This window comes from Bacillus cereus group sp. BceL291 (assembly GCF_051776705.1).
Lineage (GTDB): Bacteria > Bacillota > Bacilli > Bacillales > Bacillaceae_G > Bacillus_A > Bacillus_A cereus.
This window is the reverse complement of sequence record NZ_JBPWAP010000032.1, coordinates 39935-59684: the sequence shown is the minus strand read 5'-3', so window position 1 is coordinate 59684 and position 19750 is coordinate 39935. Positions and strand designations below refer to the sequence as shown.

The window sequence follows — 19750 nt, the reverse complement described above, 5'->3', positions numbered from 1 at the left end:
CATAAAAGAATTAAGGCAAAATTAAAGGGTATGAGCCCAGTACAATACCGGGCTCATACCCTAGAGGCTGCCTAATGAAACGACCTGTCTAACTTTCGGGGGTCACTTCATTCCGTAGGCGGGCTTTATCTTTATTACACAACATCAGAGTATACTCTCTTTTTTTCATACAGTTTATGTAATTATACATATTCATCAAAAAATACACTAAATGAATATTACATGTAGTAAAATATAACTTGTGGGCACGTTCTATAAAGCAGATTCTTTTAAAAGGCGTAACATATCAATTATTATAGGGGATGTGGCGTCACTTCAATATTGATCTCAAATCTCTTGTCTTTTGTGAACTAACAATCTAGTGTATATAGACGATTCTGCTTTATAGTATGTGTTTACACTCATAACAAAGGGGTAATGGTAATACGGATAGATTCGTATGAAATGAAATGGTTCAAGTCGGAGAGAGGCACCTTAAGGTGTCTTTTCTTTTTTGTATTACATCCACTTTGTTTTTCCACCTTATTTCAAATGCGCTAATTAACCTTCACCAAGAAGAAATGAGAATTAACAAAGATATTGTTTCTTCTGTTTAATATAGAAAAATGAAGGGTACCCCATAGATATGGGGTATCCTTCATTTTTTATTTTTTCGCACCTTTCAATGACTCCCTCAGCACAAATTTCTGCAACTTCCCGCTCGCATTACGAGGGAGTTCATCTACAAATAAATAATGACGCGGACGTTTATAATCTGCTAGTTCATCACTTTCTTTGCAATACGTTTCTAAATCAGCTTCTGTTATTGTTTCATCTTTCTTCACAATAACTGCCACAACACGCTCTCCCCATAATTCGTCTGGCTCACCAAGTACCGCCACATCTAATATACCAGGATGACTATGAAGGAAATCTTCAATTTCACGAGGATAAATATTTACGCCACCGCTAATTACCATATCATCAACGCGATCAGCAACGAATAAATAACCGTCTTTATCAAAATAGCCTAGATCACCCGAATGATACCATCCTTTATACATCGATTTTTTATTCGCTTCTTCACGATTATGATAGCCAGCCATCATAGTTGGGCCGCGCAAAATAATTTCTCCCACTTCATAAGGAGGTAATACATCCTCTGGTTCTGCCGGTGCATCCTCGTTCGGTTTCACAATACGAACTTCATGGCTAAAGCATGGCGTGCCTGCTGAACCAGCTTTCGTAATTTGATCCTCCTCTACGAGAAACGCAACAACTGGCCCCATTTCTGTCATTCCGTATATTTGAACAAGATCAATATAAAGACGTTCTTTACATTCTTTTACTAACGCCGGTGCCATTGCTGCTCCGCCGTATATACCAATCTTCATCGAAGTTAAATCATACTGAGCTAAATCTTTTTGCAACAACATATTCCACATCGTCGGCGCTGCAAAGAACGTCGTAATCTTTTCTTCTTGAATCGTATGTAATACTGTTTCTGTATCAAAATGATGCAAAATAACATTCTTTCCACCAACTTGAATGCGTGGTATGATTCCAGCATTTAATTCACCACAGTGATATAAAGGCGCCACAACAAGCCCTACACTATCTCTATTATATTTAAGGAAATACGTACAAATCATACTATGCTCAGTCATTTCGCGATGACGATGTAATACGCCTTTCGGATGACCTGTCGTACCGCTCGTATAAAGCATTGAACAATAATCCATTTCATCAATTTCGATATTTACTTTCTCAGAAGATGCTGCATTCACTTTTTCATGGTAGGAGCTTGCATAGGAAGGTTTATCGTTTTCTATAGACCAAAAAGATGTATTTGGAAAATCTCTTTCAATTATAGCAATAGTTGACTCAACTGCTTTTTCAAAGACAACGACTTTCGAGGATGCGTCCTGAAGAATATAAGATACTTCTTTTGCTTTTAAGCGGAAATTAATCGGGTTAAAGATCGCTCCAATTTTCGCACAGGCTAAGTAAACGTTTACAAATTCACGGCAATTATATAAGTAAACAGATACAGTATCTCCCTTTCTTACCCCTTCTTCTAATAGAGCGTGCGCTGTTTTATTTATTTGTTCATCCCACTGTTTATACGTCCAGCGAATATTCTTTTCAGGTTCCACTAACGCCTCTTTATTCGGATACTTACCAACTGATAAATCAAAAATTCTCCCTATCGTCATGTACATGCCAACAATTTCCCCCTTTTCTCTTTCATAAATCTATCATTTCGTCCATAAGTAGACATTGTCCTTTAATGTTTTGACTAATTTTTCTGATTATTATCGACATAGTTTTACATACGGTACCGCTAGACGGTAAATGAAATTATACCGGCGATTTTCCAGATATATCGACCGTAACTTGAAATATATCAGCGATTTTCAAAATATATCAGCGCAACTCGAATTATATCAGCGATTTTTCGAATATATCGACTTACCGACAAAAACTGACAAGATATAATCGGACCGCCCGTTACTGCAGGATAAAAAAGAGGTTGTTCCGACTCGGAACAACCTCTTTCTTCTTATGCAAATAGCTCTTCTAAAATTTTCAGTTTATCTTCTGTATATTTCACAAAGCCATCGTTATATGATTTTGGATCTTTCGGATTTGCGAAGTGCGTAATTGCTCCTGTCTTCGGATGAACAAATTTACTTGATGCACCACAACCAAGTCCGATAATTGATTGTACTTCTTCCATAATGACAATGTTGTAAATACTTTCTTGCGTCGGCATTGCATAACCAACGTTCTCTAAGTTACCTAAAATATTCTTTTGACGATATAGGTAATATGGTACGTAATTATGCTTTTGCGTCCACTCTTCTGCTTCGTGCATCATCGCTGTAATTTCTTCGCGACCTGCTACTTTATATTTACGTTTGTTTTGCGTCATTTCAGAAGCACGTTTGAATGATAACGTATGAACTGTTAATGATTCTGGCATTAACTTTTCTGTTTCATCTAACGTATGTTTGAAGATATCTAACCCTTCACCAGGAAGACCAATAATTAAGTCCATATTAATATTGTTCATTCCCATTTCACGAGCTAAATGGTATTTCTCAATTGTTTCTTCTACAGTATGATGACGTCCAATTGCTTTTAGTGTCTCTTGATGGTATGACTGCGGATTAATACTAATACGGTCAATATTCCATTTATTTAAAACTTCTAGCTTTGCTGGCGTGATCGTATCTGGGCGACCTGCCTCAACTGTTACTTCACGCACATTTTTCACATCTGGGAACGCTTCATACATTTCTTCATACAGCATATCCATCTCTTCTGCTGTAATACTTGTAGGTGTACCGCCGCCGTAATAAATCGTCGTAACTTTTACACCTTTTTCTTTTAAAAACTTACCAATTTCACGAACTTCATAATGTAAACCACCCAAGAACGAATCAACAGAGCCTTGGCGTCCATTAATCGCATAAGCCGGGAATGTACAATATGCACATTTCGTTGGGCAGAACGGAATACCGATATAAATACTTACTTCTTCTTTCAAACGGTATAAATCCGGAACAACTGCTAATTGGCAATCAACAATGCGCTGAAGAAGTTCAATTTTCTCTTCATGAATTAAATAACTTTCACGAAGCTCTTGATGCGCTTCTTCTTTTGACATACCATTTTGAAGCATTTTATGAAGAAGTTTCGTCGGACGTACTCCCGTTAAAATACCCCAGCTTTGTTCAATACCAGTTAACTGCTGAAGAACAGAAAGATATACATAAGAAACAACATGCTTCACTTGCTTCATACGCTCTTTTTCATCTGTGAAAGCAGATAAATCTTTCGAGAATGTTTCTTCATACACATTTCCTGTGCTAACATCCGTTAATCGAGCGGATGCTTTCACATTATCCTCAATGTGTATATCAACGATAAGATTTGCTTCCTCTTGTTCAAATCCAATCGTACTATCTTCAAAAAATAAGCCGCCAATATTTTGTAGCGGACGTAAAAAACGATCATCTTGTAACGTTTTAATTGAAATTAACAACATTATCACCTTTTCATTTGCAAACTCTCTTTAGTTTACTTGAAGGGCGTTTACAGGTCAATACAGAAGGTTTTACCTGTATCTCTTACATTTTTTCAAATAATTCTTTTTATGAATATCGCTCATGTATATAGACATCATGATTTTCTCTTGTTAAAATTTATTAGTACTAAAATCGATACATAGTGAAAATACAATATAAAAAGGAGGAATGTTAACACTAGATTCCATAATCTAATGTGTTAAAAAAAATATGAAAAAGAAATTTTATAGTGTTTTAACTCTCTCTCTTGCATTACAAACTGTTCTTGCACCTACTTATTCATTTGCAGAGAGTGCTGAAAAATCCGCTGAAGTATATACGGAAGATCAAGTTTTTAAAAGTATTAAAGAGCATGTTAATGAGCATAGTACTCATGAAGAAGATATCGAGGTTACTAGCCAATTCCTACTATACACTTCAAAAAAACATTCATTATATACCGCGAATGATTTAAAAAACAAATCGAATATCGAGATTACAGAACAAGTCGTAACGGCGACAAAGAAAAAAGGAAATGCTTATTACATAACGACGCCAACTGGCGCTGGATGGATAGATAACAATGATAATAGCTTAGAAGTTCAAGAGATTCATAAACTATCTAATCAAAAATTAATCGTAAAAGAAGAAGCTTCCATACATGCCCTTCCGTTCCAATCATTTAAAGAAGAAGGGAAACTACAGCCACAAGTCATAACTCCTACTGAACAAGCTGGAAATTGGTTTAAAGTCCAAATAAATGAAACAGCAAAATGGATTTATGCACCTTCTGCTACATTTGAAGGTACAAAAGCTTCATTATTAAAAAACAGTCGTACTGCTAAAAATAGTTTATTGAGATCGCCAGAAGCTCTACAAACAAACAATATTTATGGCGTTACATTTAAAGAAATGATTGTCCCAAAAGGAAATGACGATATTCGCCCTGGCTACCCGATGGTACCTAAATATATTACGATTCACGAAACAGCTAATACAGCGAAGGGTGCCAATGCTCTAAATCATGCAAAATTCTTAGATAATCAAGCACGCGGAACAGCTGATCGCGCCGCATCTTGGCATTTCACAGTAGATGATAAAGAGATTTACCAACATCTTCCAGTAAATGAAGTTGGATGGCATGCTGGAAATAAAACTGGAAACTATGAATCTATCGGAATTGAAATTGCCGTTAATCAAGATGGAAACTATGAAAAAGCGGTAGAAAATGCCCGTAAATTGGCAGCTTATTTAATGAACGACTTAAATATTTCTCTAGATAAGGTCCAAAAACACCAATTTTGGTCAGGAAAAAACTGCCCTGCGTTTATGATTCAACGCGGACAATGGGATGCTTTCTTAAAAGGAACTGAAACATACTATAAGGAAAATCAAAAAAATCCCGTAACTGATGACATTACAGGTGGATGGTATGAACAAGACATTCGTCAATTAGCAGCTAGAGGCATTATGCAAGGAGAAGGGAACGGCAAGTACTTCCCAGAACGTCTTGTAACGCGTGCTGAATTTGCTACACTAATTACTCGTGCTTTACAATTACCAAGTGGAAATGCTAATTTCACAGACTTAGAACAAGTACACCCATCGTTAAGAGACGGTATTAATCGTGCAGCAAGCGCAGGTATAATCCGCGGACGTGGTGATAATACATTTGATCCAAATACTACAATTACACGCGAAGAAGCTGTTATTATGATCGATCGTTCTCTAAAACACGCTGGTATTTTTGCAAAACAAGTTGAACTACCATTCGTAGACCAAAACTTAATTTACGCTAAAGAAGAAGTACAAAGAGTGTATGGATACGGAATTGTAAAAGGTAATGAATTTAATCAATTCGTACCAAAAGGACCATCACAACGTGCACACGCAGCTGCATTTATAAACAGAATGCTTAGCGTAATTGAAGCTTAACATATTTATCATTCCATATAGATATTTTCATTTTATCTGTATTCACTTAAAAGGCATCAGAGATTATATATCTCTGATGCCTTTTATACATCTTTTAGCTATTTTTAGCCATGAATCTTAAACGTATTCCTAATAGCAGAAGCATAAAACCGATGAATGGAACGTAATTCGTATTGTGTCCTGTAGCTGGAAGTTGTTGATTATTAGAAGAACCTTGTCCTTTTTCTGGTAAATTAGGTTTTTCTACTCCCTCACCTGGTTTTTCTGTTCCTTCACCCGGCTTCTCTGTTCCTTCACCTGGTTTTTCTGTTCCTTCACCCGGCTTTTCTGTTCCTTCACCTGGCTTCTCTGTTCCTTCACCTGGCTTTTCTGTTCCTTCACCTGGCTTTTCTGTTCCTTCACCTGGTTTTTCTGTTCCTTCACCTGGTTTTTCTGTTCCTTCACCTGGTTTCTCTGTTCCTTCACCTGGCTTCTCTGTTCCTTCACCTGGTTTTTCTGTTCCTTCGCCTGGTTTTTCTGTTCCTTCGCCTGGCTTTTCTGTTCCTTCACCTGGCTTCTCTGTTCCTTCACTTGGCTTCTCTGTTCCTTCACCTGGCTTTTCTGTTCCTTCGCCTGGCTTTTCTGTTCCTTCACCTGGCTTTTCTGTTCCTTCACCTGGCTTTTCTGTTCCTTCACCCGGCTTCTCTGTTCCTTCACCTGGTTTTTCCGGACCTTTTTCTGTATCTTTTTCATTTGTAATTTGAAGCTTTACAACTTCAATTTTTTCATTAGAAATCGTAAATTTCATTTCCTTATCGGATAAAGTATATCCTTCTGGCGCTTGGATTTCTTTTAAAGTGTAATCTCCTGGTTCTAACTTCTTAGAAGTCGCTTTACCGCTCTTGTTTGTTGTTAATGTGTCGATTTTTGTTCCGTCTTTCCAAATTTCAAACACTGCGCCTGCTAATATTTTATTTGTATTATTAGCGTCTACCTTTGTAATTTCTAATTGACCTGTAATTTCTTCTTTCACTTTTTCATTCATAACTTCTTGTTTTACTACTTCATTTGCTACAACATTTACTTCTACTGTTACTTCTAACGCTTTATAACCTTCCGGCGCTTTCGTTTCCTCTAACGTGTACTTTCCTGGCACTAAGTTTTCGAATTTCACAACACCGTCTTTATTCGTTGTTTTCGCTTCTCCAACTACTTGACCAGCTTCGTTCTTTAATTTAAATTCTGCACCTGCTAGAACTTTTCCACTCTCCGAATCCTTTTTGATTACTTGTAAGCTTCCTAGTTCTTTTGCGTTTTCTACTTGTACTTCTACTACTTTGTTTGCTTCCACAACGACTTCAATTTCTTCTTTTAACAACTTATATCCTTGTGGTGCTTTCGTTTCTTTTAATGTGTACTTTCCTGGCTCTAATTTCTGTGAAACTACTTTACCAGTTTTATCTGTTCGTAACGTATCTACTTTTTTACCATCTTTATACACTTCGAATTCTGCATCTGATAATACTTTCGTTTTATCTTCCGCATCTACTTTCACGATTTCGAATTGACCCGTTACTTTTTCGGGGATCTTTTTATTCACCACATCTACAGTCACTACTTTATTGGCCTCTACATCAACAGAAACTGAACTAGATGATAATTCATATCCTTTCGGTGCTTCTACTTCTTTTAATGTATAGCTTCCAACTGGAAGTTGTTTCGATAAGGCTTCACCTTTATCATCTGTAACAATTGTTTCCACAACTTTCCCATCTTTATCGATAACATCAAATTTTGCACCTGGTAGAAGTTGACCAGATTCACTATCTTTTTTCAATAATTTAAATTGGCCATTCTCTACTTTTCTCGTATTCTTCATAACAAGTTCAATTACGTTTGTATTATCAATTGTTACTTTGACTGGTGTATCAACTTTTATATATCCTTCTGGTGCATTTATTTCTTTTACAAAATAGTCACCAAGTGGTAAATCTTTAACTTCCGCAATACCCTTTTCGTTTGTTGTAACAGTAGCCACAACGTTATTATCTTTGTCTATAACATCAAATTTTGCGTCTTTTAAAACAATATTTTCATCGTTTTCATCAACTTTTTTAATTTATAAATGTCCTTTTTCAGCTGCTGGCTTATTCCACTTTGGCCAGTTAAATTTAAAGTTATGAACCTCAAAACCATCTCTTTGGTGTAATCCTCCAACATAGGCTTGTCCATTAATAGAACCACCTTTTGTTTCTACAACTGCATTAGGTGCAAACACACTACCTACTACACCATATCCTTTAGTTGTTATCTTTTTAGCATTAGGGAACACCCAAATGACTTTACTAGCTAACTCAGTGAAGAAGGAATTAGGGTCATATGCTTGAGAGGTATTAACTAATGTGAACCCGCCCTTATCTGTCGTATCATACAGGATTGCACCGCCACCAAAATTAACTTCTTCTGCATCTGAATGAATAACAATAAAATCTTTGTTACTTACATTTGGAAGATAAACATCCTTTACATTGAATGGTTCTTGCCCTTCTAATCCTGAAGAGACATAAATATTAGGATTCTTTACATCTTCACCGATTCCAAAGGTCATACCCGATTTTGGTTTATCAGTATGTAATTGGCCCGCATCCTCAATTACGCTATCAACGTCTTTTCTAAATTCTTTAAACTTAGCATCAATCTCCGCTTGCTCTTTATAAGAGATACGGTCATATGATGTTTTCATTGCGCCATCTGGGTCACCGTCTTTTGTCATCGCCACTGTTCCATCTTGAATAATTACTTGTCCTGCTCCCGCTTTCGTAAATTGACCGCCTAGTAATAATGATGGATATCCTTCATCTACCCAAGTTGCTCCAGCTAAGTTATTTGCTCCAGTTGCAGCCGCTACGACTGTATAACTTGATGCGTTCATATTTTTCTGAACAGCCATCGCACCTTCAATATCCGCACTCGTTGCACTATGATCTCCAAAAATGATGGCGTTGTAATAAGATACATCACCTAAACCTTTTAATTCTGTTGTAGCTGCCTCTGCTTTAAATGGTAAATGGATTAAAAAATTCATACATATTAGTAATACAACTATTAAACTACTACTTAACTTTTTAATTTTTTGATTAAATGATTTCCTCAAGAAATTCATTCCCCCTTTTAAACTTCCTAAAACCACAAAAAGAAGTACATATCATATGTACCAAACCTTACTCACATTAACTTAAAATAATCCATTTAAATAAAACAAAGAAACACTACAACTACTTAATAAGATTGCTACAATTCATTTTTGAAATAATACGTGAACTAAACTGTCATGCGGAAATACTTTTACGTATGGGAGCCCAATAAAATTAATCTGAAGAATATTTCATGTGGTGTAACTGTTTTGGCAACATCATCCACTTTACATTAGTTTTCTAAAGGATTCAAGTGAATTGTATAGATTTCATACACAATTCATATTTTAAAACGCTTTCACTGTTTTTAATAAGATAAACAAAAAAACGTAGCCAAAAAGCTACGTTTTTCTGTCATCGTTTCGGTGTATTTTTATGATTCTTCAAAAACGGAAGCGGGAATTGCTTACGGAAATGCTCTTTAATCATATACTCTACACCGTTTTCGCTATTTGAACGTGTAATCCAATCTGCTGCTTGCTTTAATTCTACAGGCGCGTTCCCCATCGCTACCCCAAGTCCCACGTTTTCAATAACCTCTAAATCTTCCATACTATCTCCAATCGCAACCATTTCATTTAGCGAAATATTTAAATGCTCTCCAAGCAATTGTAATCCACGTAACTTTGATACATTTTGCGGTAAAATTTCTATTCGTTTTGAATCACATTCAACATACTCTACATCTTGGAATGCTTTTCTTAATGTATTTAGCCCGCGTTCTTTTTCACCTTTAGTTTGGAAAAGAACATCAATTTTTGGCGCCGCTACCGGATGGTCACGAAGCGCATCACCTAACGAATCTACAAATTGAACTGGATAAAATAACGGGTCTGCACTTGATAATACAGTGCGCGCAATTAAGTTTGGTGTATTTCTCTCACGATTTCCGATTGAAAACCGTTCATGAGAAATACGTACGTTACAATCAAAGTGCTCTAACACTTGCACAATGTTAAAAGTCTTCTCTTCAGATAATCTTCTTTGAACGTGCGGCTTATCTAACGTTGCTGAAACGAAAGCACCACCATGTGTCACTAATATAGAATCTAATTTTAACGCCTTTGCTACTTTATGAGCGGATTGAAAATTACGACTCGTAAATAACGTAACGTATACATCTTTTCTTTTTACAAATTCAATTGTTTCTCTTAATCCTTTTGCAATTTTTCCATTGTTGTATAGTAGTGTCCCATCTATATTAAGAGCTAGTAAGCGATAAATCATGTCGCACTCCCCCTCTTCGCTGTTGTACTCTATCCATAATTTATGAAATAAACCCGATAAATAGAACGAGTTAGAATTACTACTGAAAATTTGGTTTACTATATACATATACACTTAGTAAAGGAGATAGTACAATGCAGGCACCTCCTTCCTTTTATGAAGGCGATACGTTAGAAGTCGCAAAAAAATTACTCGGGCAAAAACTTGTTCATATTGTAGACGGAATAAAGCGAAGCGGAATCATTGTAGAAGTAGAAGCATATAAAGGCCCAGATGATAAGGCCGCACATAGTTACGGAGGCAGACGAACAGATCGCACAGAAGTTATGTTTGGTGCACCAGGGCATGCTTACGTATATTTAATTTACGGTATGTATCATTGCTTTAACGTTATTACAGCGCCAGTGGGCACCCCGCAAGGTGTTCTCATTCGAGCTCTTGAGCCGGTAGATGGAATAGAAGAAATAAAACTAGCGCGCTACAATAAGACCGAAATTACAAAAGCGCAGTACAAAAATTTAACGAACGGTCCTGGCAAACTATGCCGTGCCCTCGGAATTACTTTAGAAGAACGCGGTGTATCGTTACAAAGTGATACGTTACATATTGAATTAGTTCCAAAAGAAGAACACATATCATCACAATATAAAATAACAGCAGGACCTCGTATTAATATCGACTATGCAGAAGAAGCTGTACATTATCCGTGGCGTTTTTATTATGAGGGACATCCGTTTGTTTCAAAGAAGTAAGCGATATCAACGGTTCGACAAGAAATATCGATTTATCGAAAAATAATAACATTACGAATAAAAGAAGACTGTTCCAAAATGGAACAGTCTTTCCCTCTTACTCTGCACCTTCCGCAGTTGCAATATTATCCTCTAAGTTTTCTCTTGATAATTCAGCCGCCATAAAATCTGCTGTTTCTGGAAGTGCTAAATGCATATGAGCTTTTTGACAAATTTGGATCGTGCAGTTTTCTACAACATAGTCGAAAACATGTCCGCCTCCGCTTCTTTCATCATCAATGTAATGTAAGTGGAATCCAGCTACCCCAATACCTTGTGCGTAATCTGGTGTCCAAAATCCAGCAAGCGTACCTTCTGTATTTTCAAACGAAAAGATTGGTTGCGATTTCGTCACTTCAACGAGTGGTGTATACGGTTTTTCTTGTCTTGGAACAGTTCTCGTTCTTACTTCACGGAACGTACCGTCCATTCGAATAGCGTAAAATAAGTTTTTACTTGGCATTAATTCATGTAATAACGCTTCAACTTCTTCACGATTCATCGGACGCTCTACCGTATAACTCATTTCTTTTTCAAAAAACGTTACAGTTGCAAACGGCGTTGTTTCTTCTGGCTCTACTTTTTCCGCTGAACCGTCTGAACGTAAATGATAAAATCCATTATCAAATGCAATCATTTCACCGTCTAATTGATCAAATGTGCCGATGCCGAAATCACCATGTTTTTTCAAATCTTCAAAGCTAATCACACCATCATATATACCATCTAATAGCGCAAGCATTGTAGATGTTTGATATACTTCATTACTCATTTTCGTTTTTTTTGCATCAATATCAATTAATTGCGCAACAGTCATCTCAAATCTGCCTCCATTAGTTTAATTGGTTTGGTAATAATTTTTCGCTTAATTTAATGTTGTCACGATAGTCAATTGGAATATCAATAATGACAGGGCCGTCTGCTGCTAATGCTTCTTTTAATACACCTTCTAATTCATCAGGCGTGTTAACACGAAGACCTAACGCCCCGAAACTTTCCGCATATTTAACAAGATCAACATCGCCAAACTCTGTAGCTGATGTTCTGCCGTATTTCATCATTTGTTGGAATGCAACCATATCATATGTGCCGTCTCTCCAAACAAGATGGACGATTGGAGAATTTAAACGTACCGCCGTTTCTAACTCCATCGCTGAGAATAAGAAACCACCGTCACCTGATACGGAAACTACTTTTTTACCTGGTTCTACTAAAGTCGCTGCGATTGCCCAAGGAAGTGCAACACCTAACGTTTGCATGCCGTTACTAAATAATAATCTACGTGGTTCATAAGAACGGAAACATCTCGCCATCCAAATAGAATGGGAACCGATGTCACATGTAACGGTTGTGTCGTCACTAATTAAAGAACGAAGTGTACGAATCACTTGAAGTGGATGCGTAACACCTTCTGAAGCACGATTTGGAACTTCTGCTTGTTCTGATAATTTCGCGCGTAATCGTTCTAACACTGCTTCTGATTTCGTACTTAACACAAGTTTCGGTAACTTTTCTGCGATGCTATTTACCGTTAAGGCAATATCACCAATTAATTCACGCTCTGGTTGGTAATCATGATCGATATCTGCTTGATGGTCGTCAAGATGAATAATCGTTCTGTCGCCAAGTTTATTCCAGAACTTTGGATCATACTCGATTGGATCATAACCGATAGAAATAACAAGGTCTGCTTCTTCTAGTAAAATATCACCTGGTTGGTTACGGAATAATCCAACGCGGCCGAAGAAATGATCTTCTAACTCACGTGAAATCGCACCAGCTGCTTGATATGTTTCAACGACAGGAAGTTCTGTATCCGCAATTAATTTACGAACAGCTTTCGTCACTTCATTTGTGCTCGCTCTCATACCGAGTAAAATAACTGGTAATTTCGCTGATTTTATTTTTTCTACTACATATGTAATATCATTTGTGGGAGCGATTCCAAGCTGCGGCTTAGAAAGCGCACCGATAGACTCTACAGTTGTTTCCGCAGTCATAACGTCTTGCGGAAGACTTACTAAAGTAGCTCCCGGATTTGTGGAAGTCGCACTTCGAAATGCATTACTAAGTGCTTCTGGCACATTATCAGGATGCTCTACTTCTACGCTATATTTTGTGATTGGTTCGAATAGTGCAGCATTATCCATAGATTGATGCGTACGTTTTAATCGATCCGTACGCGGTACTGCACCAGCTAAAGCAACAACGGGATCACTCTCCGCATTCGCAGTAACAAGACCTGTCGCTAAATTTGATGTCCCTGGTCCTGAAGTTACAAGACATACGCCCGGTTTCCCTGTTAATCTACCAATAGCAGCTGCCATAAATGCTGCATTTTGTTCATGACGACAAACGATTAACTCTGGTCCTCTTTCTTGCAATACATCAAATACAGAGTCAATCTTTGCTCCTGGAATACCGAAAACATGTGTAACACCTTGTTTAATTAAACAATCAACAACAAGATCTGCTCCTTTTGTTTTTGTCTTCACGTCGTTTGCTTTTACACCTGTACTCAAAACTAATCACCCTTTATTTCATAATGTGTGTAATAAAGATTTTAACTTCACCTAGTTAATTAATGTGGTGAATTATCATTTATCATTATATTACAAATGCATTATTTTTCCAACAATATGAATTCGATATTATTTTGACAAGATTTAAAGAATGCGCTTACAACCTTTTGTTTATCTTAAAATAACATTTTTATATCTCTTCTAAAAATGTACAAAAATACTTCCACCTATTCACATTATTAACAAATTTATAGTACCTTGCAAAGAATAATAGCAAGTGATATATTTGTAAATAATGGAATAACCATTATTTGGAATGTTATTTACGATTAGTATATCGCCTTTCAAAAAGTAAATATAGATTGTGTGTGCTGTTTAGAAAAAAGATAGGATTCTCAGCTGTAATTTATCATTTTATAAAGGAAAGTGATTATTATGAACAAAAGTGAATTTTTAGAGCAACTTAGTTCTTCCCTACGGAATATGCCTAATTTAGAAAAGGAGGATATTATCTCGGAGTACGAAACTCATTTTATTAGTGGTAAACAAGATGGAATATCTGAAGAGAAAATTTCTAAAAAACTAGGAAACCCTAAAACTATCGCTAAAGAACTTAATATTTCATATGTAATCAGTAAAGCTGACAAGAAACGCAGCCTAAAAAACATTATGACAGCACTGTTTTCTGTTATGAGCTTAAGTCTTTTAAACTTTATATTTATCATTATCGCCTTTTTCGTATTACTCTTTCTATTACCGCTTCTTCTAGCACTTATAATTGCTACACCGTTATTAATTATTTCACCTATATTATTAATAGGGTTAGGATTCTTTAAAGGGTTTCATCAAATCAGTTATTCCGATGTTTACAATGTATTCATAGCCTTTTGCATCGGCTTACTAATATCAGTCATATGTTATCAAATAATAAAACATCTATACGTAGCTTTAGTTAAATATTTGAAATGGAATGTAGCTATTTTGCAACGACACTAATGCAAAAGGAGATTAAGATGAAAAATTATATTTTATACCCACTCATGTTACTTACAATGTTATTTCTATCAGCTTGTTCAAACAGTGTACAGCCTAAGGAAAAAAATGATGTACAATCTATCAAAGATGTTGCTATTAAAGTTCCAGAAAATATATTTAGTTCCTCAAAGAAAAATGAAAATATTAGTGAAGACGAAATGAGACAAAATATAAAAAATTATATAGATTATAGTTGGGAGTTATCTGAAAATATAATTCCTCTCGCTTCAACAAATTCTGATAAGAATTTCACTGAATCTGACCGAGAAAAATTACAAAAACTAATTGATTTAGCGAAACAAAACGATATGAATTTCCATGAGTTTATTAGTAATAATAATTTACCTAATGATTATAAAAAACCTTCAAAAGAAATCTATGAATTTATGTCATCATCTACGGATATTTTCGTAGAGCTAGATCAAGAATTAGACAAACTCGCCCAAGATGGTAACTTATTCAAGGCCAATTTTTCTTTTACGAAACGCCTTGAGAAAATAAATGGGAGGAAACAAAAAGAGATTGAAAAGTTTTTGAACGAAAAAAATATTAAAACTTTAATTAACAGCAATAAAAAAAATTAACCGATGTGTTACATATCCCTTTCAAAATAATCAATAAGAAATGGCTATTTTGAAAGGGAGCTTTTGTGATATAACTATTAAATTCCCTAAACAAAAAAGACGCTCCTAAACTAGGAGCGTCTTCCACTATTACGCTTGTTGTTGCGCGCTATATAATTCTTCAAGTGGCTTCATGATAATTTTGTTAACGTCACCGATTACAACGTTTAGGCGTTGCTCAGTTTCCATTAATTTTGTAATTTTAGCATCTTGTTGAATGCGAGCTACAACTTCTTGTGCTTGTTGGTTGTCTTCTTCAGTGATTTCTTGGCCTTGCATCATTTTTTGTTGTAGGCTAAGTTGCATTGTACGGAACTCATCGAATAAGTTCTTTGAAGCTGTGTCAGCTTGAACTGCTGCGTAGCTCTCTTTTAAAGTTTTGAAGTCATCGTTTTCAGCGATTGCTTTTTGTAATTCATATGCAACATCATGAATGTTCTTTGTCATTTTATTTTTCCTCCTTTAGAAGGCTAGCGCTTTTCATACGCACTGCCTTTTCAGTGCATTTACATACGCACCTCTTCTTACCATATCAAACTATGCAAGAGATGTGAAGAAATTTCACTTTTATTTCTATGTACTCACCTTATTATCTAAGAAACAATAGTAACAATCCTTGTACGAGCCCGATCATTCCGCCTAATAACGCTCCTAAATACGTAATCATTTTTAATTCGTTTTTCGTAATAGACAGAACTAAGTCTTCTAATCTTTCTGTTGAGAATGTAGACACTTCTTGCTGGACAATTTCCGCAAGGTGTAGATTGTTTAGTATACTCTCTACGTTTTCTGTTCCCCACTTTAAGCCTTTCGTTACTACACTTGGAACCACTTTTTCAATAATTGTTTCTCGAACTGGTTCACATACTTGCTGAACAGATTGATTTAAAAACTTACTCACTGTTTCCTCTACTTTAACTGCTGACAGCACGGAGCTTACAATCATTTCTTTCTCTACAAATGCTTCTAATTCTTTTACATCTCTTCCTTTTAACTTTTCCCACTCTTTTTGCAGTACGTCAGTTAAAAGCTGCTTTGTAGCATCTTGCCCTAAAAACTTAATAACTTCTGGCTGCACACGATCCTCAACACTTACATTTCCTAAAAACATCCCAACTAAGTTAAGTAGCGTTCCACGAGAAGCAAAGAAATCATCAATCATTTTTGAAAGACGCGCTTTCCCTTCTTCACTTTCAAAAAAGCTAATTCCTCGCTCTAAAATAAACGCCGAGGCATTCGGAATCGCATTCTCTATCTTTTCATGTACAGAATGAGGTAAAGCCTGTTTCCATGTATATGTATAATACTCTGCTAAAAATGCATGAATTTTTTCTGTAATCACATGTTCGATTTTTCGAGTCGCTTCTTCTTCTACATGTGCTACATTCCATTTTTCTAACATATATCGCAGTGATTGTTCATTCGTAATTACTTTATCCACTTCCACTTGCGCCCAGTGAATTAAACCTTTTTGAAACTCTTCATTTGTTAGCTTTTTTCCGATTCCTTCTGGTGTTAACAAATGTTCTACAACCATTTTTCCTAATTGAACAGCAAGTTCATCACGCCGCTTCGGAATTAACCCTGGTGTAAATGGAACTTGAAACTTTCCGATATAAATAGGACGATGAGGACGAAATAACATTTTTATCGCTAAATGATTCGTATATCCTCCAATAATTGCTCCGAGTCCTGTCGTCGTTAACATATTTAACCATATATTCATTACAATCAACCTTTCACTTCTCCAAAACTATAGCATATCATCATACGGACAAAAGTATAATGGTATAAAAACGTATTTGCAATATATAGCTTCGCCTATTATGCAAATAGTAGTAAAGGAGTGATTTCGTTGGTTCTCGGCCTTTTAACTTCTAAACTTCATTATGAGCAAACGTATTACACCGAAATCGCTAAACGCGCTCGGCTTTATCATAATGTCGTTGCCCAGTTTACGCCATTTTGTATTGATCCTAAAACAGACCTTGTTTCTGGTCTTATTTACGATACAGATACAGGAAAATGGAAAAAGCAAACATTCCCTATTCCTTCTTATATATATGATCGTTATTCTTTTCAAGAGGAAACAAACTTTGAAAAAGTAAAATCAATTATTCACTCTTTGCACAATCGTCCTTCCACTACCTTTTTAAATAACACACTTATTAATTCAAGTGAACTACATGATTTATTTCTCACTAATAAAAAACTGTCTCCTTATATACCAAAATTTGAAATTGCGACGATACAAAACATTTTCAAACTGTTGTTAAAAACTAAAGATATTATTATACGCCCCACTAATATACATTCTAAAGATAACTTATATCGAGTCGCTTACAAAAATAAAACGTTTCAGATCGATACAGTAAATGAAAAATACCATACTTCTATTCCAATCAAACGCACAGACGAATTTATATCTTGGTGTAAATCTAACATACGTTCATCACGTTACATAGCGCACACTATGCTACAACCACCAAATCAATTAACATATCCACTGCACATTCGAACCATTTTGCAAAAAAACAAAGAACAAACTTGGAATGTTATCGGTCAATTTATACAAAAAAGCTCATTTCCTAATCAGCTTTTACCCTCAACAACGGACGATGATTCATTACATTCATTTTCAAAAATTAAATACGTACTATCTAGTACAGGTGTGCAACTATTGCACGACGCTTTACACGACATTATAAATGAAGTATTCCAAACACTAGATCAGTCTTATTCTTCGTTATTTGAACTAGAACTTTCCACAATTATGGATCAAAAAGGTGCAATCTGGCTTATGTATGTCAACACGATCCCTCCTTACGAACAATACATTCGTCATAGTGATTCATTAGCTGAAAAGATATTTCACGGACCACTTAAATTCAGTCGCTTTACACCATAATGAAAGGAGGTAAACCTATTTTGAAAGAACATATATATACATTAAATATTTCAGATGAACATCCAAATAGCATTACTTTACCTTACGTTTTTTCTATTACACCACCTATTACATCCCTCTCCTTCGGCATACGTCATATAGCAAGTGAAGAAGTAAAAATTCATTATTCCTTTACTCGCGAAATTATTATCGGAAAGCATATTGCCGAAAAACTTTTACTGCCTCAATCAACTACTATTCATGCATTCACACAAAACCAAACGATTATTTTCGGACCATTGATCGGCATTTTCACAACTGGCTTTAACGATGATTCTTCTAATCCTTTAGGAAATCGTTCAATTGCTCTCAGTGAGTTGTTAACACCACCATTCTCATTACGACCGTTCGTATTCGTCTTTGGCGTTCAACATATAAACTGGGAAGAAGAAACAATTGAAGGATATTTCTTTCGAGAGAAACAATGGATAAAGAAAAAGGTTCCTTTACCAAACGTCATTTACGATCGACTACCGAATCGACAAGCGGAAAATTACAAACCAATTGTCAGAGCAAAAAGAAAATTAGAACAAGACTACTCCATTCCATGGTTTAACCCAGGGTTTTTCAATAAATGGGAAGTTCATCAACTTCTTATGAAAGACGAATCAATTAAACCCTTATTACCAAATACAGAAGCATTTCAGCATTTCGAACAAGTAGAACGGTTTCTTGGCACATATAAATCAGTGTACATGAAACCAATACACGGGAGCTTTGGTAGAAATATTCATCAAATATTTTATTCTCAAACAGAAAATTGCTACTACTGTCGTTATCGCGAAAATGAAGAAAACAAACTGAGAAAGTATCAATCATTAGAAACTCTTCTAAACCATGTACTAAAAGGGCATGATTTAAAAAAGTTTATCGTACAGCAAGGTATTTCGTTACTTCGCTTTGATGGTCAACCTGTTGATTTCCGCATTCATACAAATAAAAATCATTTCGGTAATTGGATAGTTAGTGCAATCGTCGCCAAAATCGCCGGCAAAGGCAGTTTAACAACGCATGTAAATAGCGGCGGTAATACAAAATTGCTACAAGAACTTTTTCCAGATTCAACGAAGCAAGTTCAAATTGAAAATAAATTAAAACAAACAGCTCTGCAAATAAGTTATGCACTCGACGAGCAAGTAACTGGAAACATCGGTGAGATTGGTTTCGATATCGGTTTAGACACAAAGGAAAATCCGTGGTTATTTGAAGCCAACTCTAAACCTGGGCGAACTGTATTCCAAGATGCCAAATTAAAAGAACAAAGTGAACTGACACGCCAGTTATTTTACGAATATGCCATCTACTTAACTGAACATTCTTTACGTGATGCAAAGGAAAAAATGTCCCAAATAAAATCCGGGACTTCATCAAACACCGAATGTATCCCTTCTCCTATGATTCACTCACAAATGCAAAAACAAAAACTTCCACCTAGATAATAAGGT

14 protein-coding genes and 1 pseudogene are annotated in these 19750 nt (G+C 35.8%); 7 read left to right on the top strand and 8 right to left on the bottom strand.

Annotated elements, in window-relative coordinates:
• A partial coding sequence (locus tag ACS2CR_RS19885; RefSeq protein WP_142309144.1) for an IS3 family transposase occupies positions 1-75 on the top strand: 75 nt, incomplete at its 5' end.
• A 569-nt stretch (positions 76-644) separates the two neighbouring features.
• On the opposite strand, the gene ACS2CR_RS19880 is transcribed toward ACS2CR_RS19885, so the two are convergent.
• Together ACS2CR_RS19880 and ACS2CR_RS19875 are read right to left on the bottom strand one after the other, a co-directional pair.
• Positions 645-2201, bottom strand: coding sequence for a fatty acid--CoA ligase (locus ACS2CR_RS19880; protein ID WP_000282000.1), 1557 nt, complete (start codon positions 2199-2201; stop codon positions 645-647).
• A 341-nt stretch (positions 2202-2542) separates the two neighbouring features.
• Positions 2543-4033, bottom strand: a complete 1491-nt coding sequence (locus ACS2CR_RS19875) for a coproporphyrinogen III oxidase (protein ID WP_001999181.1) — start codon at positions 4031-4033, stop codon at positions 2543-2545.
• 250 nt (positions 4034-4283) lie between these two features.
• On the opposite strand from ACS2CR_RS19875, the gene ACS2CR_RS19870 reads away from it, so the two are divergent.
• Positions 4284-5987 (top strand): S-layer homology domain-containing protein, encoded by a 1704-nt coding sequence (locus tag ACS2CR_RS19870; protein ID WP_000726535.1) that lies wholly within the window; start codon positions 4284-4286, stop codon positions 5985-5987.
• Between the two features lie 94 nt (positions 5988-6081).
• Here ACS2CR_RS19870 and ACS2CR_RS19865 read toward each other — a convergent pair.
• Positions 6082-9129 (bottom strand): annotated as a pseudogene (locus ACS2CR_RS19865) (SpaA isopeptide-forming pilin-related protein).
• 385 nt (positions 9130-9514) lie between these two features.
• A complete protein-coding gene (locus ACS2CR_RS19860) occupies positions 9515-10387 on the bottom strand; it encodes a Cof-type HAD-IIB family hydrolase (RefSeq protein WP_016109308.1) in 873 nt (290 codons plus the stop codon).
• A 134-nt stretch (positions 10388-10521) separates the two neighbouring features.
• Here ACS2CR_RS19860 and ACS2CR_RS19855 point away from each other — a divergent pair, with 134 nt between their 5' ends.
• Positions 10522-11139, top strand: a complete 618-nt coding sequence (locus tag ACS2CR_RS19855; protein ID WP_016109307.1) for a DNA-3-methyladenine glycosylase — start codon at positions 10522-10524, stop codon at positions 11137-11139.
• Positions 11140-11236: 97 nt separating this feature from the next.
• Here the strand turns inward: ACS2CR_RS19855 and alsD are convergent, their stop codons facing one another.
• Positions 11237-11995, bottom strand: coding sequence for an alpha-acetolactate decarboxylase (gene alsD / locus ACS2CR_RS19850; protein ID WP_000215008.1), 759 nt, complete (start codon positions 11993-11995; stop codon positions 11237-11239).
• 16 nt (positions 11996-12011) lie between these two features.
• A complete protein-coding gene (alsS, locus tag ACS2CR_RS19845; RefSeq protein ID WP_023521267.1) occupies positions 12012-13700 on the bottom strand; it encodes an acetolactate synthase AlsS in 1689 nt (562 codons plus the stop codon).
• A 435-nt stretch (positions 13701-14135) separates the two neighbouring features.
• Here alsS and ACS2CR_RS19840 point away from each other — a divergent pair, with 435 nt between their 5' ends.
• Together ACS2CR_RS19840 and ACS2CR_RS19835 are read left to right on the top strand one after the other, a co-directional pair.
• Complete coding sequence (locus tag ACS2CR_RS19840) at positions 14136-14696, top strand: HAAS signaling domain-containing protein (protein WP_053512539.1); 561 nt, start codon at positions 14136-14138, stop codon at positions 14694-14696.
• 17 nt (positions 14697-14713) lie between these two features.
• On the top strand, positions 14714-15319 hold the full coding sequence (locus ACS2CR_RS19835; RefSeq protein WP_053512540.1) for an NDxxF motif lipoprotein: 606 nt from the start codon (positions 14714-14716) through the stop codon (positions 15317-15319).
• 129 nt (positions 15320-15448) lie between these two features.
• Here ACS2CR_RS19835 and ACS2CR_RS19830 read toward each other — a convergent pair whose 3' ends face one another.
• Both ACS2CR_RS19830 and ACS2CR_RS19825 read right to left on the bottom strand, forming a co-directional pair.
• On the bottom strand, positions 15449-15805 hold the full coding sequence (locus ACS2CR_RS19830) for a YlbF/YmcA family competence regulator (RefSeq protein WP_000164610.1): 357 nt from the start codon (positions 15803-15805) through the stop codon (positions 15449-15451).
• A 142-nt stretch (positions 15806-15947) separates the two neighbouring features.
• Positions 15948-17084: a DUF445 domain-containing protein gene (locus tag ACS2CR_RS19825; protein ID WP_140159913.1), complete on the bottom strand. Its 1137-nt coding sequence runs from the start codon at positions 17082-17084 to the stop codon at positions 15948-15950.
• A gap of 129 nt (positions 17085-17213) precedes the next feature.
• On the opposite strand from ACS2CR_RS19825, the gene ACS2CR_RS19820 reads away from it, so the two are divergent.
• Together ACS2CR_RS19820 and ACS2CR_RS19815 are read left to right on the top strand one after the other, a co-directional pair.
• A complete protein-coding gene (locus ACS2CR_RS19820) occupies positions 17214-18266 on the top strand; it encodes a YheC/YheD family endospore coat-associated protein (protein ID WP_053512542.1) in 1053 nt (350 codons plus the stop codon).
• 20 nt (positions 18267-18286) lie between these two features.
• Positions 18287-19744, top strand: coding sequence for a YheC/YheD family endospore coat-associated protein (locus tag ACS2CR_RS19815; protein ID WP_053512543.1), 1458 nt, complete (start codon positions 18287-18289; stop codon positions 19742-19744).
• Positions 19745-19750 lie beyond the last annotated feature (6 nt).